Annotated in this window: 13 protein-coding genes; 5 read left to right on the top strand and 8 right to left on the bottom strand. The window is 46.2% G+C overall.

What is annotated here, in order from left to right; translation table 11 throughout:
* Nucleotides 1–7: 7 nt before the first annotated feature.
* Nucleotides 8–1,483: a Na+/H+ antiporter NhaC family protein gene (locus A136_RS06910; RefSeq protein WP_017065014.1), complete on the top strand. Its 1,476-nt coding sequence runs from the start codon at nt 8–10 to the stop codon at nt 1,481–1,483.
* 109 nt (nt 1,484–1,592) lie between these two features.
* On the opposite strand, the gene A136_RS06915 is transcribed toward A136_RS06910, so the two are convergent.
* The 5 genes from A136_RS06915 to gcl all read right to left on the bottom strand — a co-directional run bounded on the left by A136_RS06915 (nt 1,593) and on the right by gcl (nt 7,560).
* Nucleotides 1,593–2,207, bottom strand: coding sequence for a TetR/AcrR family transcriptional regulator (locus tag A136_RS06915; protein WP_017065015.1), 615 nt, complete (start codon nt 2,205–2,207; stop codon nt 1,593–1,595).
* A 163-nt stretch (nt 2,208–2,370) separates the two neighbouring features.
* Nucleotides 2,371–3,681: a glycerate kinase type-2 family protein gene (locus tag A136_RS06920; protein ID WP_017065016.1), complete on the bottom strand. Its 1,311-nt coding sequence runs from the start codon at nt 3,679–3,681 to the stop codon at nt 2,371–2,373.
* Between the two features lie 242 nt (nt 3,682–3,923).
* Nucleotides 3,924–4,820 carry a 2-hydroxy-3-oxopropionate reductase gene (locus A136_RS06925; protein ID WP_017065017.1) on the bottom strand — a complete coding sequence of 299 codons (897 nt, stop codon included), beginning with the start codon at nt 4,818–4,820 and terminating at the stop codon, nt 3,924–3,926.
* Nucleotides 4,821–4,857: 37 nt separating this feature from the next.
* Entirely contained in the window at nt 4,858–5,634 is a 777-nt protein-coding gene (gene hyi, locus A136_RS06930) for a hydroxypyruvate isomerase (protein WP_017065018.1), read from the bottom strand.
* 153 nt (nt 5,635–5,787) lie between these two features.
* Nucleotides 5,788–7,560 (bottom strand): glyoxylate carboligase, encoded by a 1,773-nt coding sequence (gcl, locus tag A136_RS06935; protein WP_017065019.1) that lies wholly within the window; start codon nt 7,558–7,560, stop codon nt 5,788–5,790.
* Nucleotides 7,561–7,873: 313 nt separating this feature from the next.
* Between gcl and aceB the strand changes: the two genes are divergently transcribed.
* Nucleotides 7,874–9,499, top strand: a complete 1,626-nt coding sequence (gene aceB / locus A136_RS06940; RefSeq protein ID WP_017065020.1) for a malate synthase A — start codon at nt 7,874–7,876, stop codon at nt 9,497–9,499.
* A 101-nt stretch (nt 9,500–9,600) separates the two neighbouring features.
* Nucleotides 9,601–10,041 (top strand): GlcG/HbpS family heme-binding protein, encoded by a 441-nt coding sequence (locus A136_RS06945; protein ID WP_004732837.1) that lies wholly within the window; start codon nt 9,601–9,603, stop codon nt 10,039–10,041.
* 99 nt (nt 10,042–10,140) lie between these two features.
* Here A136_RS06945 and A136_RS06950 read toward each other — a convergent pair whose 3' ends face one another.
* Nucleotides 10,141–10,623 carry a MarR family winged helix-turn-helix transcriptional regulator gene (locus A136_RS06950; RefSeq protein ID WP_017061583.1) on the bottom strand — a complete coding sequence of 161 codons (483 nt, stop codon included), beginning with the start codon at nt 10,621–10,623 and terminating at the stop codon, nt 10,141–10,143.
* A 123-nt stretch (nt 10,624–10,746) separates the two neighbouring features.
* On the opposite strand from A136_RS06950, the gene A136_RS06955 reads away from it, so the two are divergent.
* Complete coding sequence (locus A136_RS06955) at nt 10,747–11,640, top strand: DMT family transporter (protein ID WP_017065021.1); 894 nt, start codon at nt 10,747–10,749, stop codon at nt 11,638–11,640.
* A 332-nt stretch (nt 11,641–11,972) separates the two neighbouring features.
* The gene (locus A136_RS06960) at nt 11,973–12,887 is read left to right on the top strand and encodes a DMT family transporter (RefSeq protein WP_017065022.1); all 915 of its coding nucleotides are present in this window, start codon (nt 11,973–11,975) and stop codon (nt 12,885–12,887) included.
* Between the two features lie 108 nt (nt 12,888–12,995).
* Here the strand turns inward: A136_RS06960 and A136_RS06965 are convergent, their stop codons facing one another.
* Nucleotides 12,996–14,177 (bottom strand): MFS transporter, encoded by a 1,182-nt coding sequence (locus tag A136_RS06965; protein ID WP_010432674.1) that lies wholly within the window; start codon nt 14,175–14,177, stop codon nt 12,996–12,998.
* On the bottom strand, nt 14,167–15,315 hold the full coding sequence (locus tag A136_RS06970) for a phosphotransferase (protein WP_017065023.1): 1,149 nt from the start codon (nt 15,313–15,315) through the stop codon (nt 14,167–14,169). Before A136_RS06970 ends, A136_RS06965 begins: the two co-directional genes overlap by 11 nt.
* Nucleotides 15,316–15,320 lie beyond the last annotated feature (5 nt).

The raw sequence follows: 15,320 nt of genomic DNA on the forward strand, positions 1-15,320 counted from the left end.
TACACGTATGACTACGCAAACTAAGGCGTTGGACGCGTCGCTGAAGATCAACAGTCAACACATCATGGTATCTCTATTGGTTGTCGCGACTTTCATTTTCTTCACATCAATTGGATTGAACCACCAAGAAGGAGAGGCCTATGGATGGATGAGCCTTCTCCCTACCGCACTTGTTTTGGTATTCGCCCTAACTACACACCGCACCGTAGAGGCGCTTTTTAGTGGTACCATCGCTGGTGTACTACTACTCAATCCTGCGCAAGCCGTTGAGCAAATTGTCGGCATATCGATGGATGTAATGATGAACGAAACCATTGCATGGATCGTTCTAGTTTGCGGACTGATGGGGGGATTAATCGCAATTCTCGAAAAAGGCGGCAGTATTTTAAGCTTTTCAGATATGTTGGTCACAAAGGTTAAGAGCCGTAAACAATCTATGCTGATGACCTTTTTCCTCGGCATCATGATCTTTATTGATGACTATCTGAACGCGATCGCTATCTCATCATCGATGAAGAAGATTACTGACGGATACAACATCTCCCGTGAAAAACTATCTTATCTAGTCGATTCCACCGCTGCGCCGATTTGTATTCTGGTGCCAATATCAACATGGGCTATTTTCTTTAGCTCACTGCTTGAAGCGAATGGAGTGGCTGAAGCTGGTGAGGGTATCAAAGCATATATTGAAGCGATTCCATACATGGCTTATGGCTGGGTTACGCTGATAATCGTCCTTCTCGTTGCGTTAGAAAAGATGCCGGATTTAGGCGCAATGAAGCAGGCTGAGGAACGAGCGAAGAAAGGTCAAGTACGTCCTGACGGTGCAACAGACATCGACTTTGGCGCAGATATTACAGCGCACACCAACCCAACGATGGGATTAATCAACTTCCTATTGCCTATGGTGGTGTTAGTTGGTGCAAGCTGGTACTTCGGTATTGATCTATTAGCAGGCGTATTTGTCGCAATTATCTTTACTATCTGCTTCTATGGTGTTCAACGTCTAATCTCAATGAATGATATGTTTGAAGCTGTCTACGACGGAATCAAAGTTATGCTGCTGCCATTGGCAACGGTGATTGGTGGATTCATGCTGAAGTCTGTGAATGATTCTCTAGGAGTGACACAATATGTCATCGAGACAGTAAGCCCTTATCTATCGGCGTCTTACTTCCCAGCAATTATCTTTATGATCACCGGTGCATTGGTGTTTGCTACCGCATCTTCTTGGGGAACTTTTGCAGTTGCTATGCCAATCGTATTGCCTCTAGGCGAACAACTTGGCGTACCTCTACATTTAACTATTGCGGCTCTGCTTTCGGCATCAGCAGCGGGCAGTCACTCATGTTTCTTTAGTGACTCAACGGTATTGTCAGCTCAAGGTTCCGGGTGTACCTCAATGCAACACGCAACCACTCAATTCCCCTACGCATTGATAGGTATTGTCGCAACAGCTCTCTTCTTCTTGTTAGTTGGCTAAGCCTCATACAGCTAAAATACAAGCGTAAAAAATGCCTTATTCTACGATAAGGCATTTCAATTTCCTGAAGAGCAAGCTTAAAGCAACTCTCAGCAAGACTCTCCAGCTTTCAAGTGCTCCCTTTCACACCACAGCCTTTAATCACTAACTGTGTGATGAACTGAGCGGCATCGGCATAGTCTTTATCATCGAGTTGGTCCTTCTGCATCACGCTGCAAATCTGCCAGCCAAAATCGGCGTAGGTTTGAGTTGCCGCCCAGATGGTAAACATCAGGTGATGAGCGGGAACATCGTCCATTAGGCCCTGCGCCGACCATGTCGAGAACTTATCAAGAATCATCTGGGATTGCTTATACAGCTCGTCACCAATCTCTTTCGGCAATACTTTAGCGCCAGACATCACTTCATTGGCAAATACCTTAGAGGCATGTGGATGATCGCGAGAAATGATCAGCTTGGTTTGAATATATTGAGACAAGGCTTCAACAGGATCGCTGAGCTCTTCAATCGGACGAGACGCTTCTAGTAAAGGCTGAGTGACGGTTTCAAGCACAGCGTTGTAGAGCTTATCTTTTGAGCTGAAATAATAGAATACGTTAGGCTTGGGAATGTCGGCCGCTTTCGCGATATCGGCCATTTTTGTTGCAGCATAACCATGAGTGGCGAATTGTTCACACGCGACTTCGATGATTAAATCTTGATTCTTTTGTCTGATCCTAGACATATTGCATCCTTTACAGCTCGTTACTAAAATCATAGTAATCAACGTGCTTCATTAGTCCAGAAGATAATCTCAGAACTCAAGGTCACCGCATTGATAACAATAAAATGGCCGCTCTATTTGTTAAGAAGCGACCATTCCATACCGTGTTTTTGAACTGTTCAAGTTAAAGAATCAATATTGCGCGGAAGTCATTCACATTGGTCAGCGTCGGCCCCGTGGTAAGAAGCACATCGACTTGCTTGAAGAAGTCGTAGCTGTTGTTGGCATCGAGGTAGTCTTGAGCTTTAAGCGACAAGCTCGAACCTTGTTGCCATGTTTGTGGGGTAATCCACGCGCCCGCATTGTCTTCCACGCCATCAATCCCGTCGGTATCAGCAGCCAATGCAAATATGTTGTCTTGGCCTTTAAGCTCGTTATATAGGCTCAACAAGAACTCACAGTTACGCCCACCGCGACCATTGCCTTTAACGGTTACTGTGGTTTCGCCACCGGAAAGTATCACGCAAGGCGTCTCAAATGGGTGCTTGTGATTGGCCACTTGCTTAGCCAACGCAGCGTGCACCTTCGCAACATCTCGCGCTTCTCCCTCTATGCAATCACTCAACACATAAGCCGGAATGCCTAAGCCTTCAGCTTCTGCTGCAGCGGATTCCAATGCCGACATCGGGGTCGCGATAATATGGTGCTCTGCATTTTTCCAACATACGTCATCTGGCTTTACGGTTTCTGACTCTGGATTATTTAACCATTCAAATGCCGTGCGTGGTGTTTCTATTTGGTAACGCTCTAAAATTGCCATCGCATCAAAACGCGTGGTGGTGTCGGGTACGGTTGGGCCAGAGGCAATCACACTAATGTCATCGCCCGGCACATCTGAAATCGCCAGTGACACAACCCTTGCAGGATACGCGGCTTTTGCTAGTCGCCCCCCTTTTATCGAAGATAGATGTTTGCGAACACAATTCATCTCATCAATAGCGGCGCCTGATTTGAGCAGCGCTTTATTTATTTGTTGCTTCTCCGCCAAGCTGATGTCGCCACCGGGAAGACTTAGCAAAGCGGAACCGCCACCCGACAGTAGGCAAATAACCGTGTCATCTGCGCTCAAGCTACTCACCAATTGCAGCATACGTTGGCTCACTTCTAAGCCCATCGCATCTGGCACGGGGTGCGCTGCTTCAATCACCTCAATGTGTTCGCAAGGTGCGGTGTGCTCATAACGAGTCACCACTAAGCCTTCAAGATCACGCAGTGCGAGATCTTGCTGTTTCTTTGCCTGCCAAACCGCTTCAAGCTCTGCGGCCATCGACGCGGCTGCTTTTCCTGCTCCTATCACCACAGTACGCCCGGCTTGATTAGCAGAGCGATAAAAAATGTCTTGAGGAAGAAAAGGTTCGATGTGATTTTTAGGTAGCGCCTGATTAACAGCACTTGAGAAAAGGGTTTGTAGAAACTGCTTAGCATCAATGTCCATCAGCCACTCCTTAGTTGACGGAGAAAAAAAGAACCCCGATACAAGGCCAAAGGGTGCCTGCTAAGATCAAGTTGGAAAGGAACAACTTCAACCTCTGCCTCGTATCAGGAACGCGTATAAAAGGAGACGAAACTACGCGATTTATAAACAAACTGTTGGGCTACGAATCGATAGCAGCCCTAATTAATTAACGGATAATCGGTTGATTGACTAACCACTAAACGGATAAACCGTTAACTAGATTAACGAATCGAGTGTTCAGAACGTTTCTCAATCGCTTGGATAAGCGCAGAGTGGTCCCAACCTTCACCGCCCATTTCGGCACACTCGCCAAACAGCTCTTGTGCATTTGCCGTGTTCGGTAGCGCAACCCCTAGCTCCTGTGCGCCCGTTAGCGCAAGATTTAAGTCTTTTTGGTGAAGTGAGATTCTAAAGCCCGGGTCGAATGTGCCTTCGACCATACGCTCACCGTGCACTTCCAATATCTTAGAGTTAGCAAAGCCACCTAGTAGCGCCTGACGCACGCGTGCTGGATCAGCGCCTGCTTTCGAAGCAAAGACTAACGCCTCAGACACGGCTTCGATATTCAGAGCAACAATGATTTGGTTTGCGACCTTACAGGTTTGACCCGCACCGTTGTCGCCTACTAGCGTGATGTTCTTACCCATGATTTCGAACAGAGGACGAGCTTTATCAAACGCGTCTTGCTCACCGCCCACCATGATAGTCAGCGCTGCATTAATAGCGCCTACTTCGCCACCTGATACCGGTGCATCAAGGTATGAAACACCACCTTCATTGATTCGCGCTGCAATCGCTTTGGTTGCGATTGGTGAGATTGAACTCATATCGATAACCAGTTTTCCAGCAGCGCCACCGGCGGTAAGGCCTTGCTCGACGCCATTGTCACCAAACAGGACGTCTTCTACTTGAGGGGTATTCGGCACCATTAAGATAATGATATCTGCTGCTTCAGCCGCTTCCGCGGGTGAATGACAGACCGTTGCGCCCGCTGCCACAAGATCAGCAGGTGCTGCATTAAAGTGATCAGACAGAATCAAATCGTGACCTGCTTTTTGAAGGTTACTCGCCATAGGTTTACCCATGATGCCAGTTCCGATAAATGCAATTTTAGACATGTTGTTCTCCTTAACGTTTGAGGGTTACCAGACGCAATTAACGGTACTGGTGCAGCCAACCAAGGCCTTCTGTCGTTGTCGTTTTAGGTTTATATTCGCAGCCCACCCAGCCTTGATAACCAAGCTCATCAAGATAGTTGAGCACGAATGGGTAGTTGATTTCGCCAGTACCCGGTTCGTGTCGGCCTGGGTTATCCGCCAGTTGCACGTGTGCAATTTGACCAATGTTCTGTTGCATGGTCGGCGTAAGATCGCCTTCCATAATTTGCATATGATAAATATCGTATTGGATAGAAAGGTTATCGCTCCCTACCTCTTTGATGATCGCTTTAGCTTGCTCTGTGGTATTCAAGAAGAAGCCCGGAATATCGCGGGTATTGATCGCTTCTATCACTAAGCTGATGCCTTCTGCTGCTAGCGCGTTCGCCGCGTAATGCAGGTTAATCACAAACGCTGATTGCGCGTCTTGTTGGGTCACACCTTGTGGAACAATCCCGGCCAAGCAATTCACTTGAGCACAGCCGAGCGATTTTGCGTAAGCGATGGCTTTAGGTACACCCGCTTGAAACTCTTCAACTCTTGCTGGGTCTACCGCGATACCGCGGTCGCCAGCGTCCCAATCACCCGCAGGCAAGTTAAATAGCACTTGCTCTAGGTTGTTAGCCTCGAGCTTTTGTTTAATCTCATCCGCATCAAAGGCATATGGGAAAAGGTATTCGACACCTTGAAAGCCCGCTTCTGCGGCAGCTTCAAAGCGATCCATAAAATCAACTTCCGTGAATAACATTGACAAGTTTGCTGCAAATTTTGCCATGACTCTGTCCTTATTCTTTATTTGGTGAAACTATGACTGTTTAGTGAAGCAACGGTTATTTGATGGAGCTACGGTTGCTTAGTAAGGCTCCGATTTCTTGGAGACTTTCCGTAGAGCTAAACCTCAGCTCTACGTATACACATGACTTAATGATTACTTGTACGCTAACGCTGTTGGGGCATCGCCGCGGCTTTCGGCAAGTGGCTCAAATTCGTTGATGGCATTGATCTCTACGCCCATCGCAATGTTGGTTACTCGCTCAAGAATCAGCTCAACGACCACTGGCACCTTGTGCTTGTTCATCAGCTCTTTGGCTTGCTCAAACGCTGCCGCAATTTGCTCTGGTTCACGAACTCGAATTGCCTTACAACCTAGGCCTTCAACAACGGCAACATGGTCAACACCGTAGCCTTCAAGCTCTGGTGCATTCTGGTTATCGAACGCCAGTTGTACACAATAGTCGATATCAAATTGGCGCTGTGCTTGGCGAATCAAACCTAGATACGAGTTGTTCACCAACACATGAATGTATGGCAGATTGAATTGCGCGCCGACGGCCAGTTCTTCAATCATGAATTGGAAATCATAGTCACCAGAGATAGCGACAATGTCGCGATTTGGATCGGCCGCTCGTACACCCAATGCGGCTGGTGTTGTCCAACCCAATGGGCCAGCTTGACCACAGTTGATCCAATTACGCGGCTTATAAACATGTAGGAACTGAGCGGCAGCAATTTGCGACAAACCAATGGTGCTCACATAACAAGTGTCACGACCAAATGCCTTGTTCATCTCTTCATAAACACGCATCGGTTTCATTGGCGCTTCATCGAAATTGGTTTTACGCAGCATGGTCGACTTGCGTTCCTGACACTCGCTTGCCCAAGCATTTCGGTTCGGCAGCTTGCCAGCGTCACGCCACTCTTGCGCCACTTCAACCATTAGCTCTAGCGCCGCTTTCGCATCAGAGACTATGCCTAAATCCGGACAGAACACGCGGCCGATTTGGGTTGGTTCAATATCAACGTGAACAAACTTACGACCTTCGGTGTAAACATCCACAGAGCCGGTATGACGGTTGGCCCAACGGTTACCGACACCAAACACAAAATCAGAGTTGAGCATGGTTTCGTTACCGTAACGGTGAGACGTTTGTAGCCCCACCATACCCGCCATTAAATCATGATCATCTGGGATAGAGCCCCAGCCCATCAAGGTTGGAATCACAGGAACACCAGTGATCTCGGCAAACTGTTGCAACAATTCGGACGCGCCAGCGTTAATCACGCCACCACCCGATACAATCAACGGTTTTTCCGATTGAGACATCATAGTTAATGCTTTCTCAACCTGCGCGCGAGTTGCTTGCGGTTTGTAAGGTTCTAGCGGTTCATAGGTATCGATATCAAACTCAATCTCAGCCAGCTGAACATCAATCGGTAGATCTATCAGGATTGGCCCCGGGCGACCCGAACGCATCAAATGAAAGGCTTTTTGGAATGCGCGTGGCACTTGTGCAGGTTCCAGCACCGTGGTTGCCCACTTAGCCACTGGCTTAGCGATAGATTCAATGTCGACCGCTTGGAAATCTTCTTTATGAAGACGAGCACGTGGCGCTTGGCCTGTGATGCATAGAATTGGAATCGAATCAGCAGACGCAGAATAAAGGCCCGTGATCATGTCCGTTCCCGCAGGGCCAGAGGTACCAATACACACACCTATATTGCCTTGATTAGTACGCGTGTACCCTTCGGCCATATGGGAAGCACCCTCTACGTGACGAGCTAAGACGTGGTCGATTCCTCCGAGCTTTTTCATAGCCGCATACATAGGGTTTATTGCTGCGCCGGGAACACCAAATGCGATGTCTACACCTTCACGTTTAAGCACTTCTACCGCTGCTTCAATCGCTTTCATAATTGCCATTCGAACCTCCAATTCAGACTGTATACAATTAAACCAACTTTTGTGTACTATGAACCATCCTCGCTATTTATCAACCCCAGAATGAAACAATTTTGTTACATCAACCCATCACATTAAGTACGTACTCATCCTGAAAAGCTTACAATTCATTGCTTTACATAAAATATCTTTACGTGAAAATAAATTACAAAAAGATCAAATGATAAATAAATGTTAAATACCGTTTGCTTGTTTACAATTTCTACAATATAAATATCCTTAAAAAGAGCATTTTGTATACAAAATGACATCATATTGTTTAAAGGAGACAACAATGATGAATGACGTAAAAGAGAGAGAAGAAGTGCAGTGTATGCAGGTACTCGGGAATATGAACAACTCCGAGTACAAAGAGATCTTGTCTAAAGATGCATTAAAATTCTTAGAAGCTCTCGTCAATAAGTTTGGAGATCGCCGTCATGCCCTGCTAAGTGACCGCAACACAAAACAAGCTCAATATGACGAGGGAGAGCTACCCAATTTCAGAAAAGACACCGTTTCCATTCGTCAGAATAAAGAGTGGAAGGTAGCAACACCGCCACCAGAGCTGCTTGATCGCCGCGTAGAAATCACCGGACCTATCGAAAGAAAGATGGTGATCAACGCGCTAAATTCAGGCGCAAAAGTCTTCATGTGTTGCTTTGAGGATGCGTCTTCCCCGACTTGGGCCAATATGGTCGAAGGGCAAATCAACCTAAGAGACGCCAACCTTGGCACCATTAGTTACTTCGATGAGAAGAAGCAGAAGCGTTACCAATTAAACGACGATCCTGCACTGCTGATCGCACGCCCACGAGGCATTCACTTGCCAGAGCAGTCCATTCAATTCAACAATCAGCCTATCGGCGGTTGCTTGATGGACTTCGCTTTGTACTTTTTCCATAACTATCAGTCACGTGCAAAACAAGGCTTAGGTGTTTACTACTACATTCCCAAGCTTGAGAGCATGGAAGAAGCACAGTGGTGGGACGATATTTTCAGCTTCACCGAAAACTATTTCCACGTACCCAAAGGCACCATTCGTGCGACGGTTTTGATTGAGACGCTTCCAGCCGTATTCCAAATGGAAGAGATCTTGTACGCAATGCGTGATCATATCGTGGCAATGAACTGTGGCCGTTGGGATTACATCTTCAGCTACATCAAAACGCTGAAAAACCATAAAGACCGCATCCTGCCTGACCGCCACGGGATCGGCATGGATCAAGAGTTTCTAAATGCCTATAGCCAACTGTTGGTGCGTACTTGTCATGCTCGCGGCGCACTGGCGATGGGTGGTATGTCGGCCTTTATTCCAGCGAACGATCCGCAAGAAATGGCGCGTGTAACCGCCAAGGTTATCGAAGATAAGCAAAGAGAATCTCAGAACGGACACGACGGCACATGGGTCGCGCACCCTGCACTGGTTGATTTAGCGATGTCGATCTTCGATAAGCACCTCGATGGCAAAGTAAACCAAATGGACTTCCAAAGCCCAGACCATGTGATCAATGCAGACTCTCTGCTAAAACCTTGTGAAGGCAGCCGCGACGAAGCGGGTGTGCGTAAGAATATCCGCATTGCGCTGTATTACATTGAGGCTTGGATCCAAGGCTACGGCTGTGTACCTATCTACGGCCTTATGGAAGATGCCGCGACTGCTGAGATCTCAAGAGCCAATATCTGGCAGTGGATCCACCACGGGGTAACACTCGATGATGGCCAAACCTTTACCAAATCACTATTCCACTCTTGGCTTTACCAAGAGCTAGACACGATAAAACATGAAGTCGGAGACTCGCGCTATACAGCAGGTCGATTTGAAGAGACAGCTGATCTTTTCTATCAACTTTCTACAGCCAAAGAGTTCGCTGCCTTCCTAACTTTACCCAGCTATGGGCTATTACAAGAGTCCAGTTAGAACTCTTGTACCGAGATGAATCAGTCGATGATATTCACAACAAGAGTAATGATTGGCTGACTTAGCTTGGTACACGGCCCCTTGAAAAACTAGGAGATAACATGGGAAGTTTGACTCTACAACAAGCGTTAACCATCATTGATGGCACCTTACAAGCAGGAAACAAGATCCACACTGAGCCTTTGACGGTCGCCGTCTTAGACAGCGGTGGCAAGCTGATTTCTCTGCAACGTCAAGATGGCTCTAGCATGATGCGACCAGACATCGCGATTGCTAAAGCGTGGGGGGCACTCGCACTGGGTTGTTCCTCTAGAAAACTCGCCCAAGATGCTGACAACCGACCAGCATTTATCTCCGCCGTAAACGTGCTCGCGCACGGAAACATGGTGCCAGTTCCTGGGGGGCTACTGATTCGAGACAAGGATAAAACGGTATTGGGTGCTATCGGCGTGAGCGGTGACATTTCAGACATTGATGAAAGCTGCGCCATTAATGGTATTGGCTGCGCAGAACTGTTCAGTGATGAGATGCTGCAAGCTTAACTCGCTAACTCTCTGTACTTGAAATTCTTAGACAGGAACAAAAAAACCGAAGCGATTAGGCTTCGGTTTTTTATTGAATCTAAAGGAAGATCAGAAAAACTACTCGTACGCGCTCAACCATGTTTTCAGAAGTTGGTTGGTGTTCTTCTTCTGACTCGCAGACAATGATTTAACCAGTTTTTTCTGCATTTCGACATGTTCAGTCATCATTTGGTCAATCAGAATAAGACCATCTTTAGTTAACTGGACACTCACGCTGCGTCTGTCTTCTTTGCTGTGTTCACGACTGATCAGCCCTTTGGCTTCTAGCTTATCAAGGCGATTGGTCATCGCGCCAGATGTCAGCATCATGGATCCAATCAGTTCAGATGGCGTCAGTCGGTAAGGCTTCCCAGAACGTCGCAACGTCGCCAGCACATCAAACTCACCCAGCTTCATGTCGTATTTTTTATGAAGCTCGGCAACTTGCGTCTCCATATACTTGGCAATACGCATAATCCGACCCATCATTGCCATAGGCTCAGTATCTAGTTCGGGCTTTTCCTTTGCCCATTGCTCTACTACGCGGTCGATAGCATCCATTTGCAATCTCGCTCCGTTGTTAGTCTGATTACTTCAAACTAGTTTAACATAAAGATACTTTACAACCACTAGTTCTCAGTATACAGTTCACACAATAGTTATCTTAACGTAAAGATATTTTAAATGAACATATTATTAGCAATGATCCCCGCGTTCTTTTGGGGAACAACCTATGCAGTGACGCAATTTACGCTACAGGAGTGGCCACCATTATTATTGGGTGCTTTGCGTGCGTTACCTGCTGGTTTGTTATTGCTAGCAGTAAAACCAACACTGCCTAAAAAAGGCGAGTGGCAAATCATTTTCACACTGGGCCTTATCAATATCGCGACCTTCTTTGGCTTGATCTTCGTGATGGCGCTAACGCTGCCTTCGGCAATCTCTGGCGTGGGTATGATCTCTGTGCCAGTGTTCGCGATGATCTTCCACTGGGTAGTGAAAAAACAGCGCCCGCATCTGATTCAGGCCCTTTCGGGTATTGGCTTGATCACCTTAGCGTGGATACTGTTTAACCCAAGCCAAATTGCTCTGAACCCAATCGGTTTAGGCGCAATGTTCGCCGCAATAATGTGTATTGTCATCGGCAGCAGCATTACCAAGTCACTGGGTAACCGCATGCACTGGTGGAAGGTATTAACGTGGCAGTTGATTCTGGGTGGTACGATTTTGTCTGTCGCGTCTGGCGTTCATGCATTCATCGACCCGCAGCCTTATGTTAATGCCGTGACTCATTTCGATACTCGTAATGCTATGGGACTCGTGTGGGTGATTGGCCTAAACACAGCGCTGGGTTACGGCATGTATGTGTGGTTGCTACAACGTATGTCGGTGGTTGATTTCACCTTCGGTGGAATCGCAAACCCAGTGGCTGGCATCGTGACAGGCATGGTGTTAATGGGTGAATCATTCACTGCAGTACAATACTCACTAATGACCGGCATGATAGTGATGTCACTGCTACCACAACTTATCCTTGCGGTAAGACAACCCAAACAAGTTAAGCCTGTTACGCAGTAGACGCAGCCTCTTAAACGTATTGCTCAAAAACGCGCCTCATTAAGGGCGCGTTTTTTGTTGCTACGCTAACAGCAATAACCCAACAGCCATACTCGTTGAGTTGACCATTCCTTAAGTTAAATTAAACCTCACAAAGAACAATGACTTTACTTTAACTATCTAAAGCGAATTTATTTTCTATAAAATAATCATAATAGAGATTTAATTTCCACAAAAAACTCAAATTAGAGATAAAAAGACAAAACTTTTCTCCGACTACCTTTCTATACTGTGCCACGTCATTAAGGCGCTACAAGCCTATGATTTAAAATAATTATTAATGAGTAGTCACCATGAATTCGAAGTCGCTAACTATTTTGCTTTTTGTCTCTGTTTGCTTAATTTGGGGAACCACTTGGTTCGCTATGGAAGTAGCATTGCATTCTATCCCACCTATTTTTGCTACTGCGTTACGCTTTTTACTTGCAGCACCTCTGCTTGCGGTATTAGCGAAAGTCTTCAACCAACCACTGCTGTTCCCTAAAGGTAAGCGCCAATGGCTGCTTATTGTTGCGCTGATGTATTTCGCGATTCCGTTTACGTTGATGATCTATGGCGAGCAATACATCTCTTCAGGTTTAGCGTCGATCATCTTCGCCAACATGCCTGTGGTTGTGATGCTGATGTCTGGCTTATTCTTAGGTCTACGACTGGCGAAGCACCAGATATTCGGTTTGATTACTGCTGTTGTGAGCCTATGTTTAATCCTTGGCAACGAAATGCAGATGGGTGGCGATGACTACCTAATTGGCACGGTTTGCTTAGGCCTTGCTGTTGCGATTCACGCAGTTATGTATGTGCTGGTTCAAAAGCACTGCAAAGGTATTGAAGTACTGACCTACAACGCCGTACCGAGCCTGATTGCTGCTTTATTCTTATTCGCTGTTTCAGCTGTAGGTGAAAACGTGAATGTTGAATCCTTCACTGAGGATTCAATCTCAGCCGTGGTTTACCTAGGCTTTGTCGCGAGTGTTGGCGGCATTGTGGCTTACTTCAAATTAGGGCAGGTTTCGACCCCTTTCCAAGCGTCTATCTGCTTTTTGATTTTCCCGGTAGTAGCGCTGCTAATATCTTGTTACGTCAACGGTGAAGTTCTGTCTGAACAATCATTGTTTATGATGATCCCCCTACTTTGCGGCATTTTACTCACCAAGGCACCAAAGGGAATTTTCAAGCTGCGTACCGAATTAAAAACCGTAAGAAACTGATCCGCGTGAAACCTATTTTGCGGATTAGATATACATATCCCACATAAACAAAAAGCTCCAATATCACTATTGGAGCTTTTTGCTTATTTCATAATATCGAGACCAACATTAGCGCCAGCTAAACATTCGCACTTCGTTGCCCTCTTCAGGTTTCTTCGGAATGTTTAAAGATAGCGCTAGAGAAACCACGGCCATCACTGCACCAATATAGAAAACCGTTGCAGGAGAAGACAACCAAATCACACCAAACACCACTGGAATAACGACCGCTGCAATATGATTGATGGTGAAAGAGACACCAGCGGTTGATGCCATGTCAGCCGGATCTGCAATTTTCTGAAAGTAAGTTTTGATCGCTAGTGCCAATGCAAAGAACAAATGATCGACCACGTAAAGTGCTGCCGCCCACTCTGCGTTTTGCACTAAGCCATAACCGACAAATACACCAATCAAACCGACATACTCGAAAATCAGCGCCTTACGCTCACCCACCACACCAATAAATCGACCAATACGTTTTGCGAACAAGAAGTTAAATAGGTAGTTGATTAAGAACAATAGCGTTATGTCAGCTGCCGAGTAACCGAATTTCTCTACCATCAGAAAGCCTGCAAACACGGTGAAGATTTGTCTTCTTGCACCACTCATAAACGTTAGCGCGTAGTAGAGCCAGTAACGCTTTCTCAATACCAGTTTCTTATTTTGTTGGGTCTTAGTCTGAAATTCAGGGAAACCAAAGGTCATCACCAAAACTAAAACAAAACCAATTCCGCCAGTGATGCCATACACCCAAGCAAAGTCGAGTTTGAGTTGCTCTAACATCACCCAAATAGAGCCATAAGTGATTAAAGATGCCAACGCGCCAACGGAGATCATCTTACCTAACATCTCTGGTGCTTCTTCTTTACTCAACCATTGTAGTGACAAAGACTGCTTCAGCGTTTCAAAATAGTGGAAGCCCGTCGACATCAAAATCGTAGTCAGCAACAGACCAGTGAGTGAAGGGAACAGACCCGTAATCGCGGTGCCTACAGTGAGCATCGCTAGCGATATCAACATAAAGCGTTGTTCACGTATGAAGGCCAGCACAAACACTACGGTAAACGCTAAGAAACCAGGTATTTCACGAACACTTTGCAGTAAACCAATATCCGCACCATCAAAGTTCGCTTTTTCAATCACGAAGTTATTAAGCAGTGCCATCCAGCTCGAAAACGCGATAGGGACAACAATCGAAATCAGTAATAAAAAGTTTTGCGGCGTTTTCCAGCTCGCAGTTCTATCGAACATTGACGGACTCCTGTTCGTCTAATTGAGTAAGCACTCGTAAGGTCAACTGCTCAGTATACGGGTTAATCTTCCAATGCTCTGGGCTCCAGCCTTTTACGAAACGTTGGAAGTCGGCCCATGCGACATAGAACATTGGTCGCCAAGCGGATTCGACTTCATAGAACGAAAGCTGTGGCTGATAGTACGCCAATGCCTCTTTCAAGTGTCGGAAGTAAATATCCAGTACCTGTGGCTCAAGTTCAGCGCAGTCTTGCGGCCTCACCGCACTACTCATGAACAAAGCGACATCTTTCATCGCACAACCGTGACCCACATATTGGAAATCGACGGCAGCTGCGTTTTGGATTTCTGAATCAAAACAGAAATTGGCAAGCTTGGCGTCGCCATGGACTAAGGTTTGATATGGACATTCTTTTAATAAACGGTCGATGTGCTTGGCTTGGTTCTTCAAGGGTAAATCAATCAAAGTGTTTAACTCATCAGGACGTGTGTCTAAATGCCAATATGTGCCGACTTGCCACAATGAGGCTGATTGTTCTTGATCTACATTGATGTGCTTTGCGTGAAAGTTAGCGAGCCATTTTAGGCAAGCATCGCGTTGTTTATGTTCTTCTCGTGTGTAACTAGATACCTGATAGTCAGAAGCTGCAAGTACATCAAACTGAGAGGTTAACGGAAAACCTATATCCGCTAAGTCTTGCATCACTATCAGCCACTCATTCTCTTCTAGTTCACATTGCAGCCCAACAGGTACAGGGCTGCGCTCATCCCATTGTTGGGTGAATGACTGATACCAAGCTGTTTCCACTTGGTAAGAGTGTACCTTTCGTTGGTGAGAGAGTTTGGTATTCCAACCCTTTGGGTGTTCAGCTTTATCTGGCAACGCGACATGTTTAACAATCACACTCTTGAGTTCCGCACTGCTTTCTTGAGAAAAGACTAAGCGAACTAACTCGCCATATCCACCCCATAGGCGTTGAATCACTTGGACATCAAACCCTTCATGACAACCCAGCGAGGTCGCTATTTTTTGATAAAGCTCATTTTGATAAAACTCTTGTTGATAAAGCTCTGGCTGATTTTGACTTGAACCCGCTTCAGGTTGAGCTCGATTATTCGACGATATTGATTGAGACATATTAC

This window comes from Vibrio crassostreae 9ZC13 (assembly GCF_000272045.2).
Lineage (GTDB): Bacteria > Pseudomonadota > Gammaproteobacteria > Enterobacterales > Vibrionaceae > Vibrio > Vibrio crassostreae_C.

Excerpts from the sequence above, each read along its gene's own strand:
- A136_RS06910 (WP_017065014.1), top strand. The coding sequence starts at position 8 with ATGACTACGCAAACTAAGGCGTTGGACGCGTCGCTGAAGATCAACAGT.
- A136_RS06915 (WP_017065015.1), bottom strand. The coding sequence starts at position 2,207 with ATGTCTAGGATCAGACAAAAGAATCAAGATTTAATCATCGAAGTCGCG.
- A136_RS06920 (WP_017065016.1), bottom strand. The coding sequence starts at position 3,681 with ATGGACATTGATGCTAAGCAGTTTCTACAAACCCTTTTCTCAAGTGCT.
- A136_RS06925 (WP_017065017.1), bottom strand. The coding sequence starts at position 4,820 with ATGTCTAAAATTGCATTTATCGGAACTGGCATCATGGGTAAACCTATG.
- hyi (WP_017065018.1), bottom strand. The coding sequence starts at position 5,634 with ATGGCAAAATTTGCAGCAAACTTGTCAATGTTATTCACGGAAGTTGAT.
- gcl (WP_017065019.1), bottom strand. The coding sequence starts at position 7,560 with ATGGCAATTATGAAAGCGATTGAAGCAGCGGTAGAAGTGCTTAAACGT.
- aceB (WP_017065020.1), top strand. The coding sequence starts at position 7,874 with ATGATGAATGACGTAAAAGAGAGAGAAGAAGTGCAGTGTATGCAGGTA.
- A136_RS06945 (WP_004732837.1), top strand. The coding sequence starts at position 9,601 with ATGGGAAGTTTGACTCTACAACAAGCGTTAACCATCATTGATGGCACC.
- A136_RS06950 (WP_017061583.1), bottom strand. The coding sequence starts at position 10,623 with ATGGATGCTATCGACCGCGTAGTAGAGCAATGGGCAAAGGAAAAGCCC.
- A136_RS06955 (WP_017065021.1), top strand. The coding sequence starts at position 10,747 with ATGAACATATTATTAGCAATGATCCCCGCGTTCTTTTGGGGAACAACC.
- A136_RS06960 (WP_017065022.1), top strand. The coding sequence starts at position 11,973 with ATGAATTCGAAGTCGCTAACTATTTTGCTTTTTGTCTCTGTTTGCTTA.
- A136_RS06965 (WP_010432674.1), bottom strand. The coding sequence starts at position 14,177 with ATGTTCGATAGAACTGCGAGCTGGAAAACGCCGCAAAACTTTTTATTA.
- A136_RS06970 (WP_017065023.1), bottom strand. The coding sequence starts at position 15,315 with ATGTCTCAATCAATATCGTCGAATAATCGAGCTCAACCTGAAGCGGGT.